Below are 20,691 nucleotides of genomic sequence, written 5' to 3'. Positions count from 1 at the left end.
GGGCGGACGTCAACAGAGCGAATAAAACAGAGCGATGAACCCGAATTATCTCGATTTTGAACAACCGATTGCCGAACTGGAAGCCAAAATTGAAGAGCTTCAGTTGGTGGGTAACGACAACGATATCAATATTGGCGAAGAGATCGCCAAGCTGAAGGATAAGAGCAGCAAGCTGACAGAAAAGATTTTTTCTTCACTGCGTCCTTGGGATGTCGTAAAGATCGCGCGTCACCCTATGCGCCCTTACACCCTCGACTACATCCGGCGCATCTTTACCGATTTCGACGAGCTGCACGGGGATCGCCATTTTGGTGATGATTCCGCCATTGTCGGGGGGATTGGCAAAATCGATGGCAAGCCTGTGATGGTGATCGGTCAAGAAAAGGGTCGCGGCGTTACCGAAAAGGTTAAGCGTAACTTTGGTATGCCAAAGCCAGAGGGGTATCGCAAGGCGCTTCGACTGATGGAGATGGCGGAGCGCTTTAAGCTGCCCATCGTTACGCTCATTGACACCCCAGGGGCGTATCCCGGTATCGACAGTGAGGAGCGCGGTATCTCCGAGGCCATTGCCCAGAATCTTGCGGTAATGTCGCGGTTGAAAACGCCCATCATTTGTATCGTGATTGGCGAGGGCAGCTCGGGTGGTGCACTGGGTATCGGCGTCGGTGATCATATTGCGATGCTGCAATACTCTACCTATTTCGTGATCTCCCCTGAGGGCTGCGCCAATATTATTTGGAAGAGCACCGAGTTTGCGCCTGATGCCGCCGAGGCAATGGGTTTGACGTCTACGGTGTTGGAAGAGCTCGGCATCGTTGATGCTACCATTCCTGAGCCCCAGGGTGGCGCGCATCGCGATATTGATGCCAGCGCCGAGCGGGTAAAAGAGCACATCCTAAAGCAGTTGGAGTCTCTGCAGGCACTGCCAGAGCCCGAGTTGCTGGATATTCGCTACCAGCGTTTGATGTCATACGGCACTGTGTAGTGAGGGAGGCCGTCGTTTCATGACGGATCATCTCGACCTCGTCAGCGAGGTTCAGGCCGCTCTTGCTTTGCTCGAGCGGCCTGAGCGCTATTGGCTGGCTTACAGCGGTGGCCTAGATTCCCGGGTGCTGCTGGACATTCTGCTGCGACTGCGCGAGCAGTGTCGCGACTTCCCCCTCGTTCACGTTGTCCATGTTAACCACGGTTTGCAAGATGCCGCTGATCAATGGGAGCAGCATTGCCGTGCTCTCTGTGATGCCCGCGATATTCCTTTGCTCGTCCACCGGGTGGTGGTCAGCGAAGACGGTGAGGGCCCGGAAGCCGCAGCCAGACGGGCTCGGTACCGCGCTTTTGAGTCGACATTGCAGCGCGGCGACGTGTTGTTGCTCGCCCATCATCTCGATGACCAGGCTGAAACCGTGTTGCAGCGCATGTTAAGGGGAGCGGGATTGCAGGGCGTGGCGGGAATACCGCCGCTGCGGTCGCTGGGTGCGGGGCGCTTGTTTCGCCCATTATTGGCCTTTCCGCGAGAGCGTTTGTCAGTATTCGCGCAGCGGGAGGGGCTGGATTGGGATGAAGATCCCAGCAATGCCCAGGCGAGTTATGACCGCAACTACCTGCGTCATCACGTCATGCCTTTGCTGGCGGCGCGCTGGCCAGCGTACCGGCGGAGCTTTGCTCGCGTGGCGGAACACAGCGCGGACAGTGCAGCCCTGCTCGATGAGTATCTGGAAGCGGATCTTGGGGCGCTGATGGACGGTGCCACACTGGATCTGTCGCGACTCTTACACATTCCCGCCCACAAGCAGCTGCCACTGCTCAATCATTTCTTACGCAGTCGCTGTCAGTTGCTCCTGGAGCAGGCGCAGCTTCATATATTTGCCGAGCAGTTTCTTAAATCCCGGGCGGATGCTCAGCCGCAAGTCGTGCATGGCCCGTGGCGGTTTTATCGTCACCGGCAGCGCTTGTATGTTGAGCCCAGAGATATCGCCGAACAGCCCTATGCTCAGGCTGTGCAGTGGTCGCTGACGGAGCCCCTTCGCCTGCCGTGCGGGGTGTTGTCTGCGCGTCCTGGTGGGGAATTTTTGCCAAGTGGTAAGGTGACTGTTGAGTTTCGCCGCGGTGGTGAGCGTTGTCAGCTTGCCGGTGAGGGGCACCACCGCTCGCTCAAAAAACTGCTCCAGCAGTGGGATTTACCGCCCCTGCAGCGCGCCCGTTTGCCTCTTATCTATTGCGATGGGGTATTAGCGGCAATTGCTGGTCTGGCGGTGTGCGAGGGCTTTTCCGCGCCGAAGGGCGACGGTTGGCAAGTATGTTGGCAGGATGTCGCCGGGCACTGACTCCCTGCGTTGGCCTCTGGTAGAATGCGCGGCTTGTAATCAAGGCGCCAACCATGACAGATACTCATTCTCTCGATAACGTCCGCATTGTGCTGGTCAATACTTCTCACCCGGGTAATATCGGTGCGGTTGCTCGCGCCATGAAAAATATGTGCTTGTCGCAGCTGTATCTGGTTGCGCCGCGCAAATTTCCCCACGATGAGGCAACGTGGCGTGCGGCGAGTGCCGGCGATATTCTCGACAATGCTGTGGTTTGTGAAACCCTCGATGAGGCGATTGCTGATTGCCATTTGGTCGTTGGTACAAGTGCCAGGGAGCGAACGGTGCCCTGGCCCTTGCTTAATCCGCGCCATTGCATGGAAGAGGTGTATCGCGAGGCCGGTGCTGGCCATCGCGTTGCGCTAATGTTTGGTCGCGAGGACAGGGGGCTGACAAATGAAGAGCTCCAGCGCTGCAACTTGCATGTACACATCCCCTCTAACCCCGAATACAGCTCACTTAACCTGGGTATGGCCGTGCAGGTTATGGCTTACGAGTTGCGCATGTTGCAGGTGGCGGGCGAGTTGGATGCCAATGCGATGGCGGAGTGGGACCAGCCGGTAGCCGAGGCTGAGGCGCTGGAGCGTTATCTGGTGCACCTTGAGGAAACACTCTACGACATCAACTTCCTGCGCGCTGAGGCACCCAAGAAGCTGATGCTTCGCCTCCGGCGCTTGTATCAGCGCACCCGTCTCGATGAGATGGAGGTCAATATTCTGCGCGGCATACTCACGTCCACCCAATATTGGGTGCGCAAAGCCAAAGAGCGTGGAGAGGATGGCGGGCAGGAAGGCTAGAAGGTGGAGTACGCGGCCCCCAGGGGCTATAATGCGCCGCCGTTCCGTCGCGTTCCTGCGACATACCCGACTAAATTAATCGGGTAAATAGTTGATAGAAATACTAGGTTATTGCATAATCTCCCTACGGAGATTAGGTACGTTTATGCGATTAACGACGAAAGGACGATACGCAGTTACTGCGATGCTCGACTTGGCGCTGTATGGCGACCGAGGCCCTATCAGTCTGGCTGATATTTCCAGTCGTCAGGATATTTCTTTGTCGTACCTTGAGCAGCTGTTTGCAAAGCTGCGGCGCCGGGAGTTGGTGCGGAGTATACGCGGTCCTGGCGGTGGTTATCGCTTAAGTCGGCCGGGTGAAGAGATTTTTGTGGCCGAAATTATCGACGCCGTGGACGAGCGGGTCGATGCCACGGGTTGCTCTGGGCAGAGCGATTGTCAGGACGGCCACACCTGTTTAACGCATCACCTGTGGTCTGATTTAAGCGAGCAGATTCATCATTTTCTCAGTGATATCAGTCTAGCGAGCTTGGTACAGCGTAGAGATGTACAGGCGGTATCGGCGCGGCAACGGCTGCGCGGCGAATCCGAGCAAACTATCGTGCTTACCGCCATCGATTAAGCATTCAAACGCGCTGTGGCGCGAGGGGCGATACGGCGCCCCGATACGAGGAGAGAAATATGCAGTTGCCAATTTATCTGGATTATTCCGCAACCACGCCGGTAGACCCGCGTGTTGCTGAAAAGATGATGGCGTGCCTGACCACTGAAGGCGTGTTCGGCAATCCCGCGTCGCGATCTCACCTGTTTGGTTGGAAGGCGGAAGAAGCGGTAGAAAATGCGCGTCGCCAAGTGGCTGATCTACTCAACGCTGATCCGCGAGAAATTGTTTGGACGTCGGGTGCGACTGAGTCCAATAACCTGGCGGTTAAAGGTGCGGCACACTTCTACAGCAAGAAGGGCAAGCACATTATTACCTCGAAGATTGAGCACAAGGCGGTTCTTGACCCCTGTCGCCAGTTGGAGCGCGAAGGTTTTGATGTGACCTATTTGGACCCGAATGCCGATGGCATTATTACGCCAGAGGCAGTGGAGCAGGCGCTGCGCGACGACACTGTGCTTGTCAGCATCATGCACGCCAATAACGAAATCGGCACAATTAATGACATCGCGGCGATCGGCGAATTATGCCGCGAGCGCAAAATTGTCTTTCACGTCGATGCCGCGCAAACCGCGGGTAAACTGCCTATCGATTTGGCGGAAATGAAGGTCGATTTGCTGTCCATTTCGGCTCACAAACTATATGGCCCCAAGGGCATTGGTGTGCTCTACGTGCGCCGCAAGCCGCGTGTGCGCCTGGAAGCGCAGATGCACGGTGGTGGCCATGAGCGCGGTATGCGGTCTGGTACCCTGCCGACTCACCAAATAGTGGGTATGGGTGAAGCGTGCGAAATTTGCCGCCAGGAAATGGAAAAAGATGCCGCGCACTCGCTGGCACTGCGCGAGCGCTTTTGGAATGGCCTCAAAGATATTGAGCAGGTTCATGTGAACGGCTCTATGGAGCAGCGCTTGCCGGGCAACCTCAACATTAGCCTGGCTTTTGTTGAAGGGGAGTCACTGATTATGTCGCTGAAAGACTTGGCGGTGTCTTCAGGCTCGGCGTGTACCTCGGCCAGCTTGGAGCCCTCATATGTGCTCCGTGCGTTGGGTTTGAATGATGAGCTGGCGCACAGCTCACTGCGGTTCTCGTTTGGCCGTTTCACCACCGACGAGGAAGTGGACTATGCCGTTGAGCAGGTGCGCAAAGCGGTAGACAAATTGCGAGAGCTGTCTCCTCTTTGGGATATGTACAAAGACGGCGTTGATTTAGACAGCATTGAATGGGCTGCCCACTAAGGTAGCTCCGGAGGAGGACGACAAATGGCTTACAGTGAAAAAGTACTCGACCATTACGAGAACCCGCGTAACGTCGGTAAGTTTGATGATGCCAGTGATGAAATTGGCACCGGCATGGTGGGTGCGCCTGCCTGTGGCGATGTTATGCGTCTGCAGATCAAGGTCAACGACGAAGGCGTTATCGAAGACGCCAAGTTTAAGACCTACGGTTGTGGTTCGGCCATTGCCTCTAGTTCACTGCTTACCGAGTGGGTGAAGGGCAAAACGCTCGATGAAGCCGAGCACATTAAAAACACTGAGATCGCACAAGAGTTGGCGCTGCCGCCGGTGAAGATACACTGCTCTGTGTTGGCGGAAGATGCAATCAAAGCTGCCATTTCGGACTACCGAAAGAAGAAGGGTGCTTAAGTCGCATGGTGGCTGAAGCAATGAAAATATCGCTGACAGAGTCTGCCGCTGAGCATATAAAGCGCCAGCTAGCTGGCAGAGGGCGCGGCCTGGGAATTCGCTTAGGTGTGCGCACGTCAGGCTGTTCCGGTATGGCTTACGTGCTTGAGTTCGTCGATGAAGTGCAGGCGGAAGACAAAGTATTCGAGGCCTTTGGGGCGTCGGTGTTTATTGACCCCAAGAGCTTAGTCTACCTCGACGGTACGGAGTTAGACTTCGTTAAAGAAGGGCTCAATGAGGGCCTGAAGTTTAATAATCCGAATGTGTCTGCAGAGTGCGGTTGCGGGGAAAGTTTTACCGTTTAACAGGCTTGTCGGCATCTGCTGGCGCGTTTCGGTTTATGCCGATCGCGCCTTTTGCGTATTTGGGGCGGCGTTTTTTCGCCATGAGGTGAATCGTGAGTGAGGGCTCTCAACTGGATTTCTTTACTTTGCTTGGGTTGGAAAAGTCGTACGACATTGACCAGACCGCGTTGACGGCAAGCTATCGGCAGTTGCAGCGCAGTGTTCACCCAGACCGTTTTGCCGGTGGTGACGAGCGCCAGCGCTTGTTGGCTGTGCAGAAGTCGGCGCAAATCAACGAAGCTTACGAAACACTTCGCTCGGCAACCCGGCGGGCGGCCTATATGCTCAAACTCGCGGGGCATGCCGTCGACACCAGTGCCACCACCTTCCAGGATCCTGAGTTTCTAATGCAGCAAATGCAGCTTCGAGAGGAGTTGTCGGACTTGCATGACGCGGAAGACCCTGAGCAGGCGCTCGATCGTTTTTATGCCGATGTGGATAATGCCTTGAGGTCTCAACGGCAAGAATTTCAAGGCTTCTATGAGCTTGGTGACTACGACGCAGCAAAGTCGAGTTATGCCAAGCTGCAATTCTTAGAAAAGCTGCGCTACGAAGCGGAACAAAAAGAAGGCGAGTTGCTGGATTTTTAGTTCCTTTCACCGCAGCAAATGGAAAGACAATATGGCGTTAATGCAAATCTCTGAGCCGGGGCAGAGCCCCGAGCCCCACCAACGCAAACTTGCAGTGGGTATCGATTTGGGGACGACGAATTCCCTTGTTGCCACCTTCCGAAACGGCAGCCTGCAAGTGTTGGCTGACGAGCAAGGGCGTGCACTGCTGCCCTCCGTGGTTCACTACGCGGACAGCGGCAGTGTGATTGTGGGGGACGAGGCGCAGTCGTTTGCGGCAGAAGATCCCAGCAATACCTTGGCGTCAGTGAAGCGTTTAATGGGGCGTAGTTATGCCGACGTCAGTGCCACCGAACAGTTGTCAACGTATGAGTTGATCGATACTGAGGGAATGGTGAGCTTGAATACGCGCGCGGGAGTGCGCTCGCCTGTGCAAGTGTCTGCAGAAATCCTTCGCGCGCTGGCTGAGCGTGCTCAGCAGAGTTTAGGTGGTGAGCTTCAGGGCGCTGTAATCACGGTGCCTGCGTATTTTGATGACGGTCAGCGCCAAGCAACTAAAGATGCGGCTAGGTTGGCCGGGCTGAATGTGCTGCGCCTGCTTAACGAACCCACTGCGGCCGCTGTTGCCTACGGCCTGGATGAGAAAGAAGAGGGCGCAATTGCCGTCTTCGATCTGGGTGGTGGCACCTTCGATATTTCTGTGTTGCAGATGAGTAAAGGCGTCTTTGAAGTGCTTTCCACGGGGGGCGATTCTGCCTTGGGCGGTGACGACTTTGACCAAGTTATTGCTGCCTGGGCAATGGAGCAGGCTGGCGAGTCGAACCTCGATGCGCGCCAGCGCCGCCAATTACTCGATGCCTGCCGCGCCGCCAAAGAATGCTTGACCAGCGCAGAGACGACAGAGCTGCGTGTTGCTGAACAGACGCTGTCATTAGCGCGAGAGCAATTCAATACGCTTGTGGACCCCTTAATTGACCGCGCGATTCGCGCCTGCAAGCGAGCCTTGCGTGATGCCAAGCTAAGCAGTGACGATATTCTTAACGTAGTGATGGTTGGCGGCTCGACGCGGGTACCGCGTGTGCGCGAACGTGTCGCCCAGTGGTTTGGCCGTGAGCCGTTGGTCGACCTTGACCCGGACAAAGTGGTGGCTCTGGGAGCGGCCTCGCAGGCGGACCAGCTGGTGGGTAATCGCAGCGGCGATGAAACCCTGCTTCTCGATGTCATTCCCCTGTCTTTGGGTATTGAAACCATGGGCGGCTTGACCGAAAAGGTGATTCATCGCAACACCACTATCCCGGTGGCGATGGCCCAGGAATTTACCACCTTCAAGGATGGTCAAACGGCCATGGCCATTCACGTGGTGCAGGGCGAGAGAGAGTTGGTCGACGACTGCCGATCACTGGCGCGCTTCGAGCTTGGCGGTATTCCGCCGATGGTAGCCGGGGCTGCACGGATACTGGTGACTTTCCAGGTCGATGCCGATGGTTTGTTGCAAGTATCGGCCCGAGAAGAAACCACCGGCGTGGAGAGTCAGATTCAAGTTAAGCCCTCTTACGGGCTAAGCGACACCGATATCGCCGATATGCTGACGGCGTCGTTCGATGCCGCTGGCGAAGACAAAGAAGCGCGCGCGCTTCGCGAGCAGCAGGTTGAAGCAGAGGCGCTGTTGCAGTCGCTATCTGCGGCATTGCTCGCCGACGGCGAGGCTTTGCTCAGTGAAGAAGAGCAGCGTGAGCTGCTGGCCAAAATGGAGCAGCTCCACAATGAAAAAGCCAGTGGCACTGCGGCGAGTATCGCCCGCCAAATAGAAATTGTAGGCGCTGCGAGTGAAACCTTCGCCGAGCGCCGCATGGACGCGAGTATCAAAAAAGCCCTCGCCGGACGGCGAGTAGACGAACTGTAAGGAGCGCATCATGCCGCGCATAGTTGTATTGCCAAACGAGACGCTTTGTCCAGAAGGTGAGGTGCTGGAAGTTGCCAGCGGCGAGACCATCTGTGACGCCATGCTAGCCAATGGTATCGATATTGAACACGCCTGCGAGAAGTCCTGTGCCTGCACGACCTGCCACGTTGTCGTTCGCGAAGGGTTTGAGTCACTCGATGAAGCTGACGAGCTTGAAGAAGATATGCTGGATAAGGCCTGGGGGCTGGAGCCGGAATCTAGGCTCAGTTGCCAGGCAGTAGTCACGGATAAAGACCTCGTGGTTGAAATACCGCGTTACACCATCAATATGGTGTCTGAACGCCACTAGATTTTATGTGTCGCAAGGGGAGTAAACCATGGGCATAAAATGGACGGATGTACTGGATATCGGCATTGAACTCGCCGAAAAGCACCCTGATATCGACCCAACATACATTAACTTTGTGGATCTGCACCGCCTGGTTGTGGAGCTGGATGAGTTCGATGATGACCCCAAGCGCAGTGGCGAGAAAGTGCTGGAGGCGATTCAAGCGGCGTGGCTGGACGAGCGCGACTAGCCCTCGGTAATTGTGCCTGAGCCCAGCGCAGCGAGTGCGTACCTATTTGGGGCGAATACGCGTATAATTCCGTCGATTTTTCGGGGGCTTGCCCCAATTTTTGAACTTTAAGCTGGAGATATTCAAATGGGCGTTGAACGCACCCTTTCCATTGTAAAACCCGATGCAGTTGCCAAAAACGTTGTCGGTGAGATTTACAGCCGCTTCGAAAAAGCGGGCCTGCAAATCATCGCGGCAAAAATGCTGCGCTTGAGCCGCGAGCAAGCCGAAGGCTTCTACGCTGAGCACAAAGGGCGTCCATTCTTTCCCGCTCTGGTTGACTTCATGACCTCTGGTCCTGTCACTGTGCAGGTGCTTGAAGGTGAAGGCGCAATTTTGAAAAACCGCGAGCTGATGGGTGCGACTAACCCGAAGGAAGCGGAAGCGGGCACCATTCGCGCGGATTTCGCCGAGTCTATCGATGCCAATGCAGTACACGGTTCTGACTCTGAGCAGTCTGCTGCGCGTGAAATTGCTTACTTCTTCGCCACTAGCGAGCTCTGCGAGCGCGCATAAGAGGGGTGGGGCATGGAAGTGCAAGAGGCAGTCACTCAACACACTGAGCGGGTAAACCTGCTTGGAATGACGCGCTCAAAAATGGAGGCTTGGTTGGCCTCCATTGGCGAGAAGCCCTTCCGTGCCCAGCAAATCCTGAAGTGGATTCACCACTCCGGTGTTGACGATTTCGAGCAAATGAGCAACCTCGGTAAGGCGCTGCGTGCCAAACTGGGTGAGCTTGCCGAGATTCGTCCGCCAAAAGTGGTGCGCCAGCTCGACTCCAAAGACGGCACGCGAAAGTGGGCGATTGAAGTCGGCGGCAATAATTTAGTTGAAACGGTGTTTATTCCCGACGGCCAACGCGGCACGTTGTGCGTGTCATCTCAGGTCGGCTGCAGTCTCGATTGCAGTTTTTGTTCAACGGGTAAACAGGGTTTCCAGCGGGATCTCACCGCCTCAGAGATCCTCGGTCAGGTGTGGCTAGCAATCAAATCCTACGATGCCTTTGGCCCCGGTAAGAATCGCGTCGTCACCAATGTAGTGATGATGGGCATGGGTGAGCCCCTGCTGAATTTTGAGAATGTGGTGGATGCCACCAACCTGATGATGGACGACTTCGGTTACGGTTTGTCCAAGCGCCGGGTTACCCTCAGCACATCGGGTGTGGTGCCGATGCTGGATAAGCTGGGCGACGTATCAGAGGTGTCACTGGCGGTCTCACTTCACGCCCCTAATGACGCGCTCCGCAATGAGTTGGTGCCCATCAACCGCCGCTATCCTATTGCGGAATTGTTGGCGGCATGTCGTCGTTACCTCGATAAGCAGCCCGACAAACATCGTGTGGTCACCGTAGAGTACACCCTTATTGCAGGGGTTAATGACAGCATGGATCAGGCAAGAGAGCTTGCTCAGGTCTTGCGTGATTTACCCTGTAAGGTCAATCTTATCCCCTTTAACCCTTTTTCTCTGTCAGACTATCAGCGGCCGTCGAAGTCGGCGGTATCACGATTTTGGCAGGTGATGACCGACGCCGGTTACGTGACGACGGTGAGAACGACGCGTGGCGACGATATTGACGCCGCCTGCGGCCAGCTAGCCGGCCAGGTGCAAGACCGCACTCGTCGCGCAGAGCGTCATCGTCGAAAAGCGGAAGAAACACAAATCATTCGGGTGATGTAAAGGGGGCACAGGTGCCAGCAGGACCGAAAAAGTACCCATTAATCGTGAGCTGTGCGTTGGCAGCGTTACTGTCTGCGTGTGTAACGACTCACAAGGGCGGCTTCGCCGAGAAAGCCGACGAGCAAAAAGCATACGAGACCTCACTCCAGCTCGCGAAAAGTTATATCGCCCAAGGTAATTGGGAGCAGGCAAAGCGCCACCTTCAATACGTTGAAGAGAGCAACCCCCATAACGCCGAAACCATGGAAGCCCTCGCTCTGGTATACCAGAATACCGGAGAGTTGGAGATGGCTGAGAAGTATTACCGGCGCGCAGTGGCCGAAGCGCCTAAGTCGATGCGCATTCGAAATAATTTTGCGGCGTTTTTGTACCAGCAAGAGCAGTATCGCGAGGCCGCTGAGAACCTCGAAATTGTTACCGCTGAACTACTTTACGAACGCCGTTTGGAAGCCTTTATCAACCTTGGGCGCTGCTACCTGAAGCTGGATGAATTGCCCAAGGCTGAAGCGGCCTTCAAGCGCGCACTCCTGATGCAAAGCAGCAATGCGCAAGTTCTGCTGTCGATGGCTGAAGTGACCTATCGTCAGAAAAAATATCCGGAATCCCAGCGCTTTTACGATGCGTTTCGCGAGCAGGGCGTTCGCCCCTCAGCGGCATCGCTGTGGCTGGGAATTCGCCTGGCTCAGATCTTTGACGACCGCGATGCCTATGCGAGCAATGTACTGGCGTTAAAAAATCTTTACCCTAAATCAGAAGAATATCTGCTGTATAAAGCCTCGCTAAACTCGGTGGGGCAGTAAGGGCTATGGGCCGAGGTTCAAACGACAACTATACCGCGCCGCCCGGGTCCGTGTTGCTCGATGCACGGCTGAGCGCCGGCAAAAGCGTTGAAGAGGTGGCTGAGGCGCTGAACCTGTTGAAGACCCACGTTGAGGCGCTGGAGAGTAACGACTACTCCCGTTTTAACTCGCCAATGTTTGCCCGGGGATATATACGCAGCTACGCGCGTTATTTTGGGCTGGACGAAGCACCGCTGCTCAATGACTGCGAACGTATTTGTCGCCGCGATGAAGAGCAGGCCGCCAAAAAACGCCCCCAGGGACAAACGCGCGCGCCGGGTCAGGCGAAGTTACTGTTTGCCCTGCTGGGAACGCTGCTGATTTGGGGGTTGAGTGTGCTGCTCTTCAACGGCCAAAAACAGCCGGAAATACAGCTCAGCTTGATTGAGGAGCGCTATGCGCCGCTGGTAGAGTTGCGCGCGAGGCCGTCGCTGGGTGAGTCGCTGCTACAACTTCCGGACAGCGGCACGGCCCCGCGAGTCCCACCCGAACTATTGCATGATGTCAGCATGACGCTGCTCGCCGACGAAACGGTCTGGGTGGAAGTGCGCGATGCCAACAACGCTATGCAGTTCAGCGGCAATATTGACGCTGGGCAAAAGCAGGAACTCGACCTCCAAGGGCCAGTGCAAATCGCCATAGCGTATTGGCCGGCACTGGAAATTACCTACAACCAGCAGGCTGTTGACCTCAATGGCTTGGCAGAAAGCAACGCCGTGCGTGTGCAGATTGGTGAATTATGAAGATGGAATCACCCATTAAACGCCGCAAGTCTCGCCAGATATTTATCGGCGATGTCGCTGTGGGCGGCGACGCACCGATTTCGGTGCAGAGTATGACGAATACCGACACCTGTGATGTCGACGCGACGGTGGCCCAAATTCGACGTCTGGAAGATGCCTGTGCAGATATCGTGCGGGTTTCGGTGCCGAGCATGGACGCCGCAGAAGCCTTTAAGAAAATCCGCGAGCAAGTCAATGTGCCGCTGGTGGCCGATATTCACTTCGATCACAAAATTGCCTTGAAGGTCGCGGAATACGGCGTGGATTGTCTGCGCATCAACCCGGGCAATATCGGCAGGGAAGATCGCGTGCGCGCTGTTATCGACGCCGCAAAAGCACGCAATATACCCATTCGTATTGGCGTGAATGCCGGGTCATTGGAAAAAGAGCTGCAGCGCAAGTATGGCGAGCCCACTCCCGAGGCATTGGTGGAGTCGGCGATGCGCCACATCGACATTCTCGATCGTCTCGACTTTCAAGACTACAAGCTGAGTGTGAAGGCCTCCGATGTCTTTATGGCGGTGGCGGCCTATCGGCAAATAGCCAGTCAAATTGAGCAGCCTCTGCACCTGGGTATTACCGAGGCCGGTGGCTTGCGCGGCGGTACCGTCAAGTCTGCCGTGGGCTTGGGTATGCTATTAATGGATGGCATCGGCGATACAATTCGAGTGTCTTTGGCTGCCGATCCGGTAGAGGAAGTAAAAGTTGGTTACGAAATCCTCAAGAGCCTGAAGCTGCGCACCAAGGGCATCAATTTCATCGCGTGTCCGAGTTGTTCCCGCCAAAACTTTGATGTTATTGGCACCATGAACGAACTTGAATCGCGCTTGGAAGATGTCACCACACCTCTCGATGTCGCCGTGATCGGCTGTATTGTTAACGGCCCTGGTGAAGCGAAAGAAGCGGAAATTGGCCTGACTGGCGGTACGCCCAATAACCTGGTGTACGTTAACGGCCAGAAAGATCACAAAGTGCAAAACCCCGAGTTGGTGGATCACCTTGAAAAACTGATCCGCGAAAAAGTGGCTCTCAAAGAACAACAAGACAAGGACCTGATCGCCCGCAGCTAAGCATCGGGTGCAGTGGTAATAGGTAAACACTTGGCTAGAATTCAATCGATCCGCGGGATGAATGACATCCTCCCCGAGGACTCGCCGTTATGGCAGTACCTGGAGTCCACAGTAGCGGCGCTGTTGGCGCGCTACGGCTACCGGGAAATTCGCTTCCCCATTTTGGAGCAAACCGAGCTGTTTAAGCGCTCTATTGGCGAGGTTACTGATATCGTCGAGAAGGAGATGTATACCTTCGAAGACCGCAACGGCGATAGTCTGACTTTGCGCCCGGAAGGCACCGCAAGCTGTGTGCGCGCCTGCGACCAAAATGGTTTGCTGCACAATCAAGTTCAGCGGCTGTGGTATGCCGGGCCGATGTTTCGTCACGAGCGCCCGCAGAAGGGGCGCTTGCGTCAATTTCATCAAATTGGTGTCGAAACCTTTGGCTTAAATGGCCCGGACATTGACGCCGAACTGATTTTGCTCAGCGCGCGTCTATGGCAGCAGTTGGGAATCAGCGATGCCCTGACGCTGGAGTTAAACAGCATTGGCAACAGCGAGTCCCGCGGCCGCTATCGCCAGGCCTTGGTGGATTATCTCAGCCAGTATAAAGACCAGTTAGACGCTGACAGCCAGCGTCGTTTGGACACCAACCCGATGCGGATTCTCGACAGTAAAGTGCCCGAAACTCAGGCTTTGCTGAGTGATGCGCCGTTATTGTCTGACTATTTAGACGATGCCTCCAAGGCACACTTCGACGGTCTGTGCGCGCGCTTGGACGCGGCTGGCCTGAGTTACACCCTGAACCCGAAACTGGTAAGGGGGCTGGATTACTATGGCCTCACAGTGTTTGAATGGACGACGACGGCGCTGGGGGCTCAGGGAACGGTCTGCGCTGGCGGGCGCTACGATGGCCTGGTGCAACAATTGGGCGGCAAAGCGACCCCGGCGGTGGGCTTTGCAATGGGCTTGGAGCGGCTGTGTCTGCTGCTGGAAACCCTAGAGGCGCTGCCGGAATCAAAACCCCTTGCTGATGTCTATATCATCGCCAATGGCGAAGCCTGCGAAATTCGCGCTCTGAGCCTGGCGGAGTCTCTGCGAGACGCGCTGCCTGCGGTGAAGGTCGTGCTTAACTGTGGCGGTGGCAGCTTTAAAAGCCAGTTTAAGAAAGCGGATAAAAGTGGCGCCGCCGTGGCCGTTGTTCTCGGTGAAGACGAGCTGGCCAACGAGCAGGTAACGGTCAAGGTCTTGCGTGGTGAACCGAACCAGCAACAATTGGCTATCAGCGATCTGGCTGAACATATTAAAACAACGCTGTTGTAAGACAGCTGAAGGCTTGAGGAAGAACGTGGAAACCTACCGTACAGAAGAAGAACAAGTAGAAGCTATCAAGCATTGGTGGCGCGAAAACGGCAAGTCTACCGTGCTGGGCGTGGCCATTGCGCTGAGCTTGGTATTCGGCTGGCGTGGCTGGAATAACTATCAGGCTGACCGCGCTGCTGAGGCCTCGGTGCTCTATGAGAATCTGCTGCAGGCCGACGCCGCCGTGCAAAGTAACGGCAGCAAGCGCGAAACCGCTGAGCACTTGGCGAATACGCTAAAAGACGGGTTTTCAGGCCATAGCTATGCCCAATACGCGGCGCTTATCCAGGCGAAATATGCTGTCAATGACGGCGATTACGACGCTGCAGAAGCTGAGCTGAATTGGGTGTTGGCGCAGGGGCCAGATGCGGCGATAAAGGCGCAAACGCAGTTGCGCTTGGCTCGCGTGCAATTTGCCAAGGGCGAACTCGATGCCGCGCTGGCGATTGCTGAGGGGCTGAAAGACGGCAGTGCTGCTGTGCAGGCTCTGGAATTGCAGGGCGACGTGATGCGTGCGCAGGGCGACAAGGCTGCAGCGCTTGAGGCCTACCGCCAAGCTGACGCTATCAATCGTCAACAGGAAAATCCGCTGAATAATCCGCTGTTAAAAATGAAAATTAACAGCCTGGCCGCCGAACAAGGCGCTGACAAAAATACCACGGCTCAAAACTAGGAATGGCTATGTCACTGTTGCGCCCACTCGTATTTATTCTGCTAGGCAGTGTGCTGGCGGCCTGCTCCTCGACCCCGAAAAGCAGCGACCCCGCGCCGCTGACAAGCTTTGACGAGCAAAAACGACTCAAAAAGGCTTGGTCTTACTCTCTGGGAGATGGGCAAGGAGAGTCTTACTACCGTATTGCACCGGCTATCGATGGCGATGAAATTTTCATTGCCTCGGCAGATGGTGGTGTCGCGGCCTTGAATAAAAAGACCGGCAAAAAACTCTGGAAGGAATACCACGAGCTGAACATCTCCGGTGGCGTGGGTGTTGCCTCGACGCAGTTGTATGTGGGAACCGCCGACGGTGAAGTGGTCGCGTTGGATCGCCTCAGTGGCGACGAGCTGTGGCGCACGGCGGTCAGTGGTGAGGTACTTGGCGCACCGGCAGGCAATGGCAGCGTCGTTGTGGTGCAAACCTACAGCGGCTTGGTACATGGCCTGAATGCCGAATCGGGAGAGCGCCTGTGGACTTATACCTCGCAGGTTCCTCGCCTTACTATGCGCGGCACCAGCAGCCCGGTGATTGTTCGCGGTGTTGCCCTAGTGGGCTTGGCCAATGGCCGTATTGTTGCTCTGGACGCCGATACTGGCACCGTGCGTTGGGAACAGCGCGTAGCGGTCGCGCAGGGCAGTACCGAAATTGATCGTCTGGTCGACGTCGACGGCCGCTTGCTGTTGATTGAAAACGAGCAAATAGTGGTCGTTAACGGATATCAGGGCAAAGTGATCGCCATTGATATTGCCAGCGGCCGGCCGCTGTGGGCGAAAGACAATTCCAGCTACGTGGGCGCGGCCGAAGCACTCGGTAACATCTACGTGGTCGACGCCGAAGGCGGTGTTAGTGCGATTGCCGAAGGTGGCCAGAGCATTGTTTGGACGCAAACCGTATTGGCGCGTCGGCGCTTAACAGAGCCGGCGGCATTAAGCGGTGTTGTTGCGGTTGGCGATTTTGACGGCTACCTGCACCTGCTGGGCCAATTAGATGGCCAGCTTATCGGCCGCACGCGGGTAGACAGCGACGGCTTGCGAGCGCCCATGGCGGTGGATGGAAAGCTGCTTTATGTCTACGGCAACAGCGGTAAATTGGTAGCGTATAAAGTTACCGATCGATAGTCGATTGGCTGACGCGGTGTATATTCAGGTAAGAGAAGTATGGTTCCGGTAATCGCCTTAGTCGGCCGCCCCAATGTGGGCAAATCTACATTGTTTAATCGCTTAACCAAGAGCCGCGATGCCTTGGTGGCGAATTTTCCCGGGCTGACCCGCGACCGCAAATACGGCGATGCCATTCTCGGTGATCGCCATTTCATCGTTATTGATACCGGCGGCATCAACGGCGATGAAGAGGGCATTGATGAAGCGATGGCGCAGCAGTCATTGCAGGCCATTGATGAAGCGGATGCCGTGCTGCTGATGCTAGATTCGCGTGCCGGCTTGATGCCTGCTGACCAGGGGCTGGTCAACCACCTGCGTGGCTGCTCGAAGCCGGTGTTTTTCGTTGCCAATAAAGTGGATGGCGCCGACCCCAATGTGGCCATGGCGGAGTTTTACCAAACCGGCGCCTCGACGATTTATCCTCTGACTGCGACGCACGGCAAGGGTGTGCGCAAGCTGATCGACGATGTTCTCGCCCTGTTTCCCGAGGCTGATGAAGCCGCCGAAAGAGAAAAAGCCACCGGTAAAAAAATAGCGGTAGTTGGCCGGCCAAATGTGGGTAAGTCCACCCTGGTTAACCGCATGCTCGGCGAAGATCGCGTTGTCGTCTACGATCAGCCGGGTACCACCCGCGACAGTGTGTACATCAATTATGAGCGCGATGGGGAACCCTATACCCTGATCGATACCGCGGGCGTGCGCAAACGCCGTCACATTAACGAAGCGGTAGAAAAGTTTTCAATTGTTAAGACCCTCAAGGCCATCGATGACGCCAATGTAGTGATTTTGGTGATGGACGGTCGCGAGAATATCGTCGATCAGGACCTTCACTTGTTGGGACAAGTTGTCGATGCCGGACGCGCGGTGGTGGTCGCGATCAACAAATGGGATGGCCTGACCACCGATCAGAAAAATCGTATCAAGACAGAGTTAGACCGCCGCCTGCAATTCATCGATTTTGCTGAAGTGCATTTCATTTCTGCCCTGCATGGTACGGGGGTAGGGCATTTGTATGAGTCGATAGAAAAGGCCTACCGCTCTGCGACTCAGGATCTGCAAACCCGCCGTTTAACGATGATCCTGGAAGGGGCGGTCTACGACCATGCGCCGCCGATGATCAATGGTCGCAGAATCAAATTGCGCTATGCCCACCCCGGTGGTCACAACCCGCCTATCGTGGTTATTCACGGCAATCAAACCAGCAAGGTGCCCAATAGCTATACGCGCTATCTGGAGAAAGTTTTCCGCCGCGAGCTGAATATGGTGGGCACGCCTATCCGCATTGAGTACAAAACCTCCGATAACCCCTACGAGGGCAAGAAGAATCAGCTTAGCAAGCGCCAAATAGACCGCAAGCGTCGTTTGGTCAGCTTTGTTAAGAAGAAAGAAAACAAGAAAAAACGCGGGCGTTAACGCGCAATCGCCCGTGGAAAGCGTTGTGAATATGTCTTTACCTACCACGCCTGCCAATGCCGATATGGATACGCCCGAGCGTATTCGTGAGTTTGTCGAGGCGTTTTACGAGAGCTTGCTGGCCGATGAGCGCCTGGCACCCATTTTTATCGATGTTGCCAACATCGATATTCGTGAGCATTTTCCGCGAATTCAGGCTTACTGGGAGAAACTGCTGCTGGGCGGTGATAATTACCAGCGCCACACCATGAATATTCACCGTGCGCTTCACGCCAAGCAAACCCTGACACCTGCCGATTTTGAACGCTGGCTGAGCTACTTCGAGCAAACTGCGGACAGTCATTTTGCCGGCCCCAAAACTGAGCGCGCCAAAATGATCGCCAAGCGCATCGCCACCAATATGGAACACGCCCTGTCATCCTGAAGGGCGCCCAGTTTTAATGGCTAAGCATGGTGCCTGCCAGCGCCAGGCAAAACCCCATAACTGCCCCGAGAGGCGGTGCCCAGTGTTTGTCGAGCCGCGACTGCGGTGCAATATCCTGAAATATCAGGTACAAAATCCCGCCTGAAGCGAACAGCATAATCCCACCTAAGATGCCTGGTGCATCGCCCAGGAACAGATAACCGAGTAGGCCGGCGATCGGTCCCAGCGGCACAAAGGCATACATTATTCTCAAGCTACGGCGCGCGTTGGCGCTAATTTGATTGAGCTCACGGTAGGCGTTGAAGCCCTCGGGCAGGTTTTGTAATCCTATCAGCAGCGCCATCAGTGCAGCCGTCGGTGACCCCGTCGCCATCAGCCCGCCCAGGGCGATCGCTTCGGGGATGTAGTCGAGCATCATCCCCATTAATTGTGGTGACTCTCGTCGCCGCAAGCCCATTGCTCTCTCAATGGCGAAAAAACACAGGCCACCCAGCACAATGGTGATGATGGCCAGCGCTGGCATGTCCATACCTTTCAGGCCTTCCGGCACTAAAACCAAGCTAACCGCGCCCAGCAAGATGCCGCCACCAAAGGCGATAACGAAGTGGCGAAATTCGTTCTCTAGCCAATCCGGGCCGAGGTGTTCAATGCGTGCCAGCAGGCCGCCTATGGGAATGGCGACGCCGGCCAGTCCAGCGTAGAGCATTATTTGCAGGATGTCGGACATACTTATTCAGACTCGCTCTGCTCAGCATCCGGGGTGGGTTGGCGCAGTATGTAGATACTGACTAGCGCGGCGATGCTGCACAGCACGGCGCTTACCCAGGGGATTCGCACGATCAAAAAGGCGCTACTTAACATCATTATCCACAGCACGGTGATGATCAGCGCCTTTATCTTTTTGGGAATGCCTTGCCCCTCAATGTAATAGCGAATGTACACACCGAACCAGGGGTGCTCAGTTAACCAGCGATAGAACTTGGGCGAGCTGCGAAGAAAGCAAGCGGCGCTGAGAATCAAAAAAGGCGATGTCGGCACCACGGGCAGCAATAAGCCGATCATCCCCAAGACAAATGACAGCCAGCCTATGGCGATCAGGCTATAGCGGATGACGGGATTGCGGTGCTCGTAGGGTGACTTCATGTTGAGTGGCGTACGACCTCTGGGTTTGTTGTCTGTGGCATTTTAGCGCGCTGATCGTTTTTGTCAGCAGAGTGATCAGCAGCGACATTGTCTGGTTTAAGCCTCACAGAGATACTCCTCCGGCAAGCCAAATCTGGGCCTGCTATTGCACTATCGGCCATATGGCCTAAGTAGCTGCAGGGCAGGGTACATTACCAAGGAGAGACGAGATGTCTTCATCGGCTGAAATTTTAAGTCAGGCCTTTACATTGGGGTATACCTATACCCGTTCAACCGGCCCTATTGTGGGCCAGTTTCTCACAGCGTTGCGCGACCGGAAAATGGTTGGTATCAAAGGCAGCGACGGCAAGGTGCTTATGCCGCCGGTCGAATTTGATCCAGTGAGTGCGCAAGCGCTGAGCGAGTTTGTGGATGTTGCCGATTGCGGCGTTGTGCAAACGTGGAGCTGGGTCAGTGAGCCGCGTAAGGCGCACCCAAGCGACAAACCCTTTGCCTGGGCGCTAATTAAGCTCGATGGCGCTGATACGCCCATGCTTCATTGGGTGGATGCGGATGATGCGGCGCAGATGTCTACGGGTATGCGTGTAAAAGCGCGCTGGGCAGAGAAAACCCAGGGCTTAATCTCTGATATCAATGGCTTTGTTCCCGAGGCGACCGCGCTGAGTGAAGACTACCAAGCTAATGAGGCGGAAGAGCCTATCACGGGTATCGACTCGCCCAGCTACCTGACCTACAACTTCACTGCAGGTGGCGCGACCGCACGTTACCTGGCTGAACTCAAGAAAGGTAAGTTGGTAGGACAGCGCTGCCCCTCCTGTGAAAACGTTTATATTCCCCCACGCGGTAGCTGCGCCGCCTGTGGTGTGGCGACAACCGACGAAGTTGAATTGACCAATAAGGCTACCGTCGAGTCGTTCACTATCGTGTATATCCCCATTCCCAACAACCCGATCAAGCCGCCCTACGTGATTGCAAACCTGGTGCTAGACGGCGCCAATATCAGTTTCCTGCACCTGCTCAGTGAGTGTAAGAACGAAGATGTGCGTATTGGTATGCGGGTTGAAGCCGTGTGGAAGCCCGAAGAAGAGTGGGGCTATGCCATGGAAAATATCCAGTACTTCAAGCCCATCGACGAGCCCGATGTTCCGGTGGAAGAAATTGGCAAATTGAAAAAAGGGGGCCGTTAAG

General features: G+C 55.5%; 24 protein-coding genes. 22 read left to right on the top strand and 2 right to left on the bottom strand.

The window, feature by feature from the left end:
* Nucleotides 1–34: 34 nt before the first annotated feature.
* The 21 genes from accA (at nucleotide 35) to B3K78_RS13490 (ending at nucleotide 18,360) form a co-directional block, all read left to right on the top strand.
* Complete coding sequence (gene accA, locus B3K78_RS13590) at nucleotides 35–985, top strand: acetyl-CoA carboxylase carboxyl transferase subunit alpha (RefSeq protein ID WP_286695866.1); 951 nt, start codon at nucleotides 35–37, stop codon at nucleotides 983–985.
* A 19-nt stretch (nucleotides 986–1,004) separates the two neighbouring features.
* Nucleotides 1,005–2,324: a tRNA lysidine(34) synthetase TilS gene (gene tilS, locus B3K78_RS13585; RefSeq protein ID WP_286695865.1), complete on the top strand. Its 1,320-nt coding sequence runs from the start codon at nucleotides 1,005–1,007 to the stop codon at nucleotides 2,322–2,324.
* A gap of 53 nt (nucleotides 2,325–2,377) precedes the next feature.
* On the top strand, nucleotides 2,378–3,160 hold the full coding sequence (gene trmJ, locus B3K78_RS13580) for a tRNA (cytosine(32)/uridine(32)-2'-O)-methyltransferase TrmJ (RefSeq protein ID WP_036255995.1): 783 nt from the start codon (nucleotides 2,378–2,380) through the stop codon (nucleotides 3,158–3,160).
* A 145-nt stretch (nucleotides 3,161–3,305) separates the two neighbouring features.
* Nucleotides 3,306–3,782 (top strand): Fe-S cluster assembly transcriptional regulator IscR, encoded by a 477-nt coding sequence (gene iscR / locus B3K78_RS13575; RefSeq protein WP_027873625.1) that lies wholly within the window; start codon nucleotides 3,306–3,308, stop codon nucleotides 3,780–3,782.
* 59 nt (nucleotides 3,783–3,841) lie between these two features.
* Entirely contained in the window at nucleotides 3,842–5,056 is a 1,215-nt protein-coding gene (locus B3K78_RS13570) for an IscS subfamily cysteine desulfurase (RefSeq protein ID WP_204995928.1), read from the top strand.
* 24 nt (nucleotides 5,057–5,080) lie between these two features.
* Nucleotides 5,081–5,464: a Fe-S cluster assembly scaffold IscU gene (iscU, locus tag B3K78_RS13565; protein WP_204995927.1), complete on the top strand. Its 384-nt coding sequence runs from the start codon at nucleotides 5,081–5,083 to the stop codon at nucleotides 5,462–5,464.
* A gap of 20 nt (nucleotides 5,465–5,484) precedes the next feature.
* Entirely contained in the window at nucleotides 5,485–5,808 is a 324-nt protein-coding gene (gene iscA, locus B3K78_RS13560; protein ID WP_027873628.1) for an iron-sulfur cluster assembly protein IscA, read from the top strand.
* A 92-nt stretch (nucleotides 5,809–5,900) separates the two neighbouring features.
* A complete protein-coding gene (hscB, locus tag B3K78_RS13555) occupies nucleotides 5,901–6,437 on the top strand; it encodes a Fe-S protein assembly co-chaperone HscB (protein WP_286695864.1) in 537 nt (178 codons plus the stop codon).
* 31 nt (nucleotides 6,438–6,468) lie between these two features.
* Complete coding sequence (gene hscA, locus B3K78_RS13550) at nucleotides 6,469–8,319, top strand: Fe-S protein assembly chaperone HscA (protein WP_286695863.1); 1,851 nt, start codon at nucleotides 6,469–6,471, stop codon at nucleotides 8,317–8,319.
* 10 nt (nucleotides 8,320–8,329) lie between these two features.
* The gene (gene fdx, locus B3K78_RS13545; RefSeq protein WP_027873631.1) at nucleotides 8,330–8,668 is read left to right on the top strand and encodes an ISC system 2Fe-2S type ferredoxin; all 339 of its coding nucleotides are present in this window, start codon (nucleotides 8,330–8,332) and stop codon (nucleotides 8,666–8,668) included.
* A gap of 28 nt (nucleotides 8,669–8,696) precedes the next feature.
* Entirely contained in the window at nucleotides 8,697–8,897 is a 201-nt protein-coding gene (iscX, locus tag B3K78_RS13540) for a Fe-S cluster assembly protein IscX (RefSeq protein WP_027873632.1), read from the top strand.
* 126 nt (nucleotides 8,898–9,023) lie between these two features.
* On the top strand, nucleotides 9,024–9,452 hold the full coding sequence (gene ndk / locus B3K78_RS13535) for a nucleoside-diphosphate kinase (protein ID WP_027873633.1): 429 nt from the start codon (nucleotides 9,024–9,026) through the stop codon (nucleotides 9,450–9,452).
* A 12-nt stretch (nucleotides 9,453–9,464) separates the two neighbouring features.
* The gene (gene rlmN, locus B3K78_RS13530; protein WP_286695862.1) at nucleotides 9,465–10,613 is read left to right on the top strand and encodes a dual-specificity RNA methyltransferase RlmN; all 1,149 of its coding nucleotides are present in this window, start codon (nucleotides 9,465–9,467) and stop codon (nucleotides 10,611–10,613) included.
* 11 nt (nucleotides 10,614–10,624) lie between these two features.
* Nucleotides 10,625–11,413 carry a type IV pilus biogenesis/stability protein PilW gene (gene pilW / locus B3K78_RS13525; RefSeq protein ID WP_286695861.1) on the top strand — a complete coding sequence of 263 codons (789 nt, stop codon included), beginning with the start codon at nucleotides 10,625–10,627 and terminating at the stop codon, nucleotides 11,411–11,413.
* A 5-nt stretch (nucleotides 11,414–11,418) separates the two neighbouring features.
* Complete coding sequence (locus B3K78_RS13520) at nucleotides 11,419–12,195, top strand: helix-turn-helix domain-containing protein (RefSeq protein WP_286695860.1); 777 nt, start codon at nucleotides 11,419–11,421, stop codon at nucleotides 12,193–12,195.
* A complete protein-coding gene (ispG, locus tag B3K78_RS13515) occupies nucleotides 12,192–13,304 on the top strand; it encodes a flavodoxin-dependent (E)-4-hydroxy-3-methylbut-2-enyl-diphosphate synthase (protein WP_204995921.1) in 1,113 nt (370 codons plus the stop codon). The genes B3K78_RS13520 and ispG overlap by 4 nt, the downstream gene beginning before the upstream one ends.
* Nucleotides 13,305–13,334: 30 nt before the next feature.
* The gene (gene hisS, locus B3K78_RS13510) at nucleotides 13,335–14,609 is read left to right on the top strand and encodes a histidine--tRNA ligase (protein ID WP_286695859.1); all 1,275 of its coding nucleotides are present in this window, start codon (nucleotides 13,335–13,337) and stop codon (nucleotides 14,607–14,609) included.
* A 25-nt stretch (nucleotides 14,610–14,634) separates the two neighbouring features.
* Nucleotides 14,635–15,321, top strand: coding sequence for a YfgM family protein (locus B3K78_RS13505; protein WP_204995919.1), 687 nt, complete (start codon nucleotides 14,635–14,637; stop codon nucleotides 15,319–15,321).
* An 8-nt stretch (nucleotides 15,322–15,329) separates the two neighbouring features.
* Nucleotides 15,330–16,481 carry an outer membrane protein assembly factor BamB gene (gene bamB, locus B3K78_RS13500; protein WP_204995918.1) on the top strand — a complete coding sequence of 384 codons (1,152 nt, stop codon included), beginning with the start codon at nucleotides 15,330–15,332 and terminating at the stop codon, nucleotides 16,479–16,481.
* A 39-nt stretch (nucleotides 16,482–16,520) separates the two neighbouring features.
* Nucleotides 16,521–17,936, top strand: coding sequence for a ribosome biogenesis GTPase Der (der, locus tag B3K78_RS13495; RefSeq protein ID WP_286695858.1), 1,416 nt, complete (start codon nucleotides 16,521–16,523; stop codon nucleotides 17,934–17,936).
* 31 nt (nucleotides 17,937–17,967) lie between these two features.
* The gene (locus B3K78_RS13490) at nucleotides 17,968–18,360 is read left to right on the top strand and encodes a group III truncated hemoglobin (protein WP_286696200.1); all 393 of its coding nucleotides are present in this window, start codon (nucleotides 17,968–17,970) and stop codon (nucleotides 18,358–18,360) included.
* Between the two features lie 13 nt (nucleotides 18,361–18,373).
* Here B3K78_RS13490 and B3K78_RS13485 read toward each other — a convergent pair whose 3' ends face one another.
* Complete coding sequence (locus B3K78_RS13485; protein WP_204995915.1) at nucleotides 18,374–19,087, bottom strand: ZIP family metal transporter; 714 nt, start codon at nucleotides 19,085–19,087, stop codon at nucleotides 18,374–18,376.
* A 2-nt stretch (nucleotides 19,088–19,089) separates the two neighbouring features.
* Complete coding sequence (locus tag B3K78_RS13480; RefSeq protein ID WP_204995914.1) at nucleotides 19,090–19,503, bottom strand: YbaN family protein; 414 nt, start codon at nucleotides 19,501–19,503, stop codon at nucleotides 19,090–19,092.
* A gap of 209 nt (nucleotides 19,504–19,712) precedes the next feature.
* On the opposite strand from B3K78_RS13480, the gene B3K78_RS13475 reads away from it, so the two are divergent.
* A complete protein-coding gene (locus tag B3K78_RS13475; protein WP_286695857.1) occupies nucleotides 19,713–20,690 on the top strand; it encodes a Zn-ribbon domain-containing OB-fold protein in 978 nt (325 codons plus the stop codon).
* Nucleotide 20,691: the final 1 nt, after the last annotated feature.

The sequence above is a fragment of the Spongiibacter sp. UBA1325 genome (genome assembly GCF_002306875.1).
GTDB classification, from domain to species: Bacteria; Pseudomonadota; Gammaproteobacteria; order Pseudomonadales; family Spongiibacteraceae; genus Spongiibacter; species Spongiibacter marinus.
The sequence above is the reverse complement of the archived record's forward strand: the minus strand, read 5'-3'. Positions and strand labels throughout refer to the sequence as shown.

What these genes read in the sequence shown, in the direction of transcription:
- accA (WP_286695866.1), top strand. Translation starts at nt 35, where the DNA reads ATGAACCCGAATTATCTCGATTTTGAACAACCGATTGCCGAACTGGAA.
- tilS (WP_286695865.1), top strand. Translation starts at nt 1,005, where the DNA reads ATGACGGATCATCTCGACCTCGTCAGCGAGGTTCAGGCCGCTCTTGCT.
- trmJ (WP_036255995.1), top strand. Translation starts at nt 2,378, where the DNA reads ATGACAGATACTCATTCTCTCGATAACGTCCGCATTGTGCTGGTCAAT.
- iscR (WP_027873625.1), top strand. Translation starts at nt 3,306, where the DNA reads ATGCGATTAACGACGAAAGGACGATACGCAGTTACTGCGATGCTCGAC.
- B3K78_RS13570 (WP_204995928.1), top strand. Translation starts at nt 3,842, where the DNA reads ATGCAGTTGCCAATTTATCTGGATTATTCCGCAACCACGCCGGTAGAC.
- iscU (WP_204995927.1), top strand. Translation starts at nt 5,081, where the DNA reads ATGGCTTACAGTGAAAAAGTACTCGACCATTACGAGAACCCGCGTAAC.
- iscA (WP_027873628.1), top strand. Translation starts at nt 5,485, where the DNA reads ATGAAAATATCGCTGACAGAGTCTGCCGCTGAGCATATAAAGCGCCAG.
- hscA (WP_286695863.1), top strand. Translation starts at nt 6,469, where the DNA reads ATGGCGTTAATGCAAATCTCTGAGCCGGGGCAGAGCCCCGAGCCCCAC.
- fdx (WP_027873631.1), top strand. Translation starts at nt 8,330, where the DNA reads ATGCCGCGCATAGTTGTATTGCCAAACGAGACGCTTTGTCCAGAAGGT.
- iscX (WP_027873632.1), top strand. Translation starts at nt 8,697, where the DNA reads ATGGGCATAAAATGGACGGATGTACTGGATATCGGCATTGAACTCGCC.
- ndk (WP_027873633.1), top strand. Translation starts at nt 9,024, where the DNA reads ATGGGCGTTGAACGCACCCTTTCCATTGTAAAACCCGATGCAGTTGCC.
- rlmN (WP_286695862.1), top strand. Translation starts at nt 9,465, where the DNA reads ATGGAAGTGCAAGAGGCAGTCACTCAACACACTGAGCGGGTAAACCTG.
- B3K78_RS13520 (WP_286695860.1), top strand. Translation starts at nt 11,419, where the DNA reads ATGGGCCGAGGTTCAAACGACAACTATACCGCGCCGCCCGGGTCCGTG.
- ispG (WP_204995921.1), top strand. Translation starts at nt 12,192, where the DNA reads ATGAAGATGGAATCACCCATTAAACGCCGCAAGTCTCGCCAGATATTT.
- bamB (WP_204995918.1), top strand. Translation starts at nt 15,330, where the DNA reads ATGTCACTGTTGCGCCCACTCGTATTTATTCTGCTAGGCAGTGTGCTG.
- der (WP_286695858.1), top strand. Translation starts at nt 16,521, where the DNA reads ATGGTTCCGGTAATCGCCTTAGTCGGCCGCCCCAATGTGGGCAAATCT.
- B3K78_RS13490 (WP_286696200.1), top strand. Translation starts at nt 17,968, where the DNA reads ATGTCTTTACCTACCACGCCTGCCAATGCCGATATGGATACGCCCGAG.
- B3K78_RS13485 (WP_204995915.1), bottom strand. Translation starts at nt 19,087, where the DNA reads ATGTCCGACATCCTGCAAATAATGCTCTACGCTGGACTGGCCGGCGTC.
- B3K78_RS13480 (WP_204995914.1), bottom strand. Translation starts at nt 19,503, where the DNA reads ATGAAGTCACCCTACGAGCACCGCAATCCCGTCATCCGCTATAGCCTG.
- B3K78_RS13475 (WP_286695857.1), top strand. Translation starts at nt 19,713, where the DNA reads ATGTCTTCATCGGCTGAAATTTTAAGTCAGGCCTTTACATTGGGGTAT.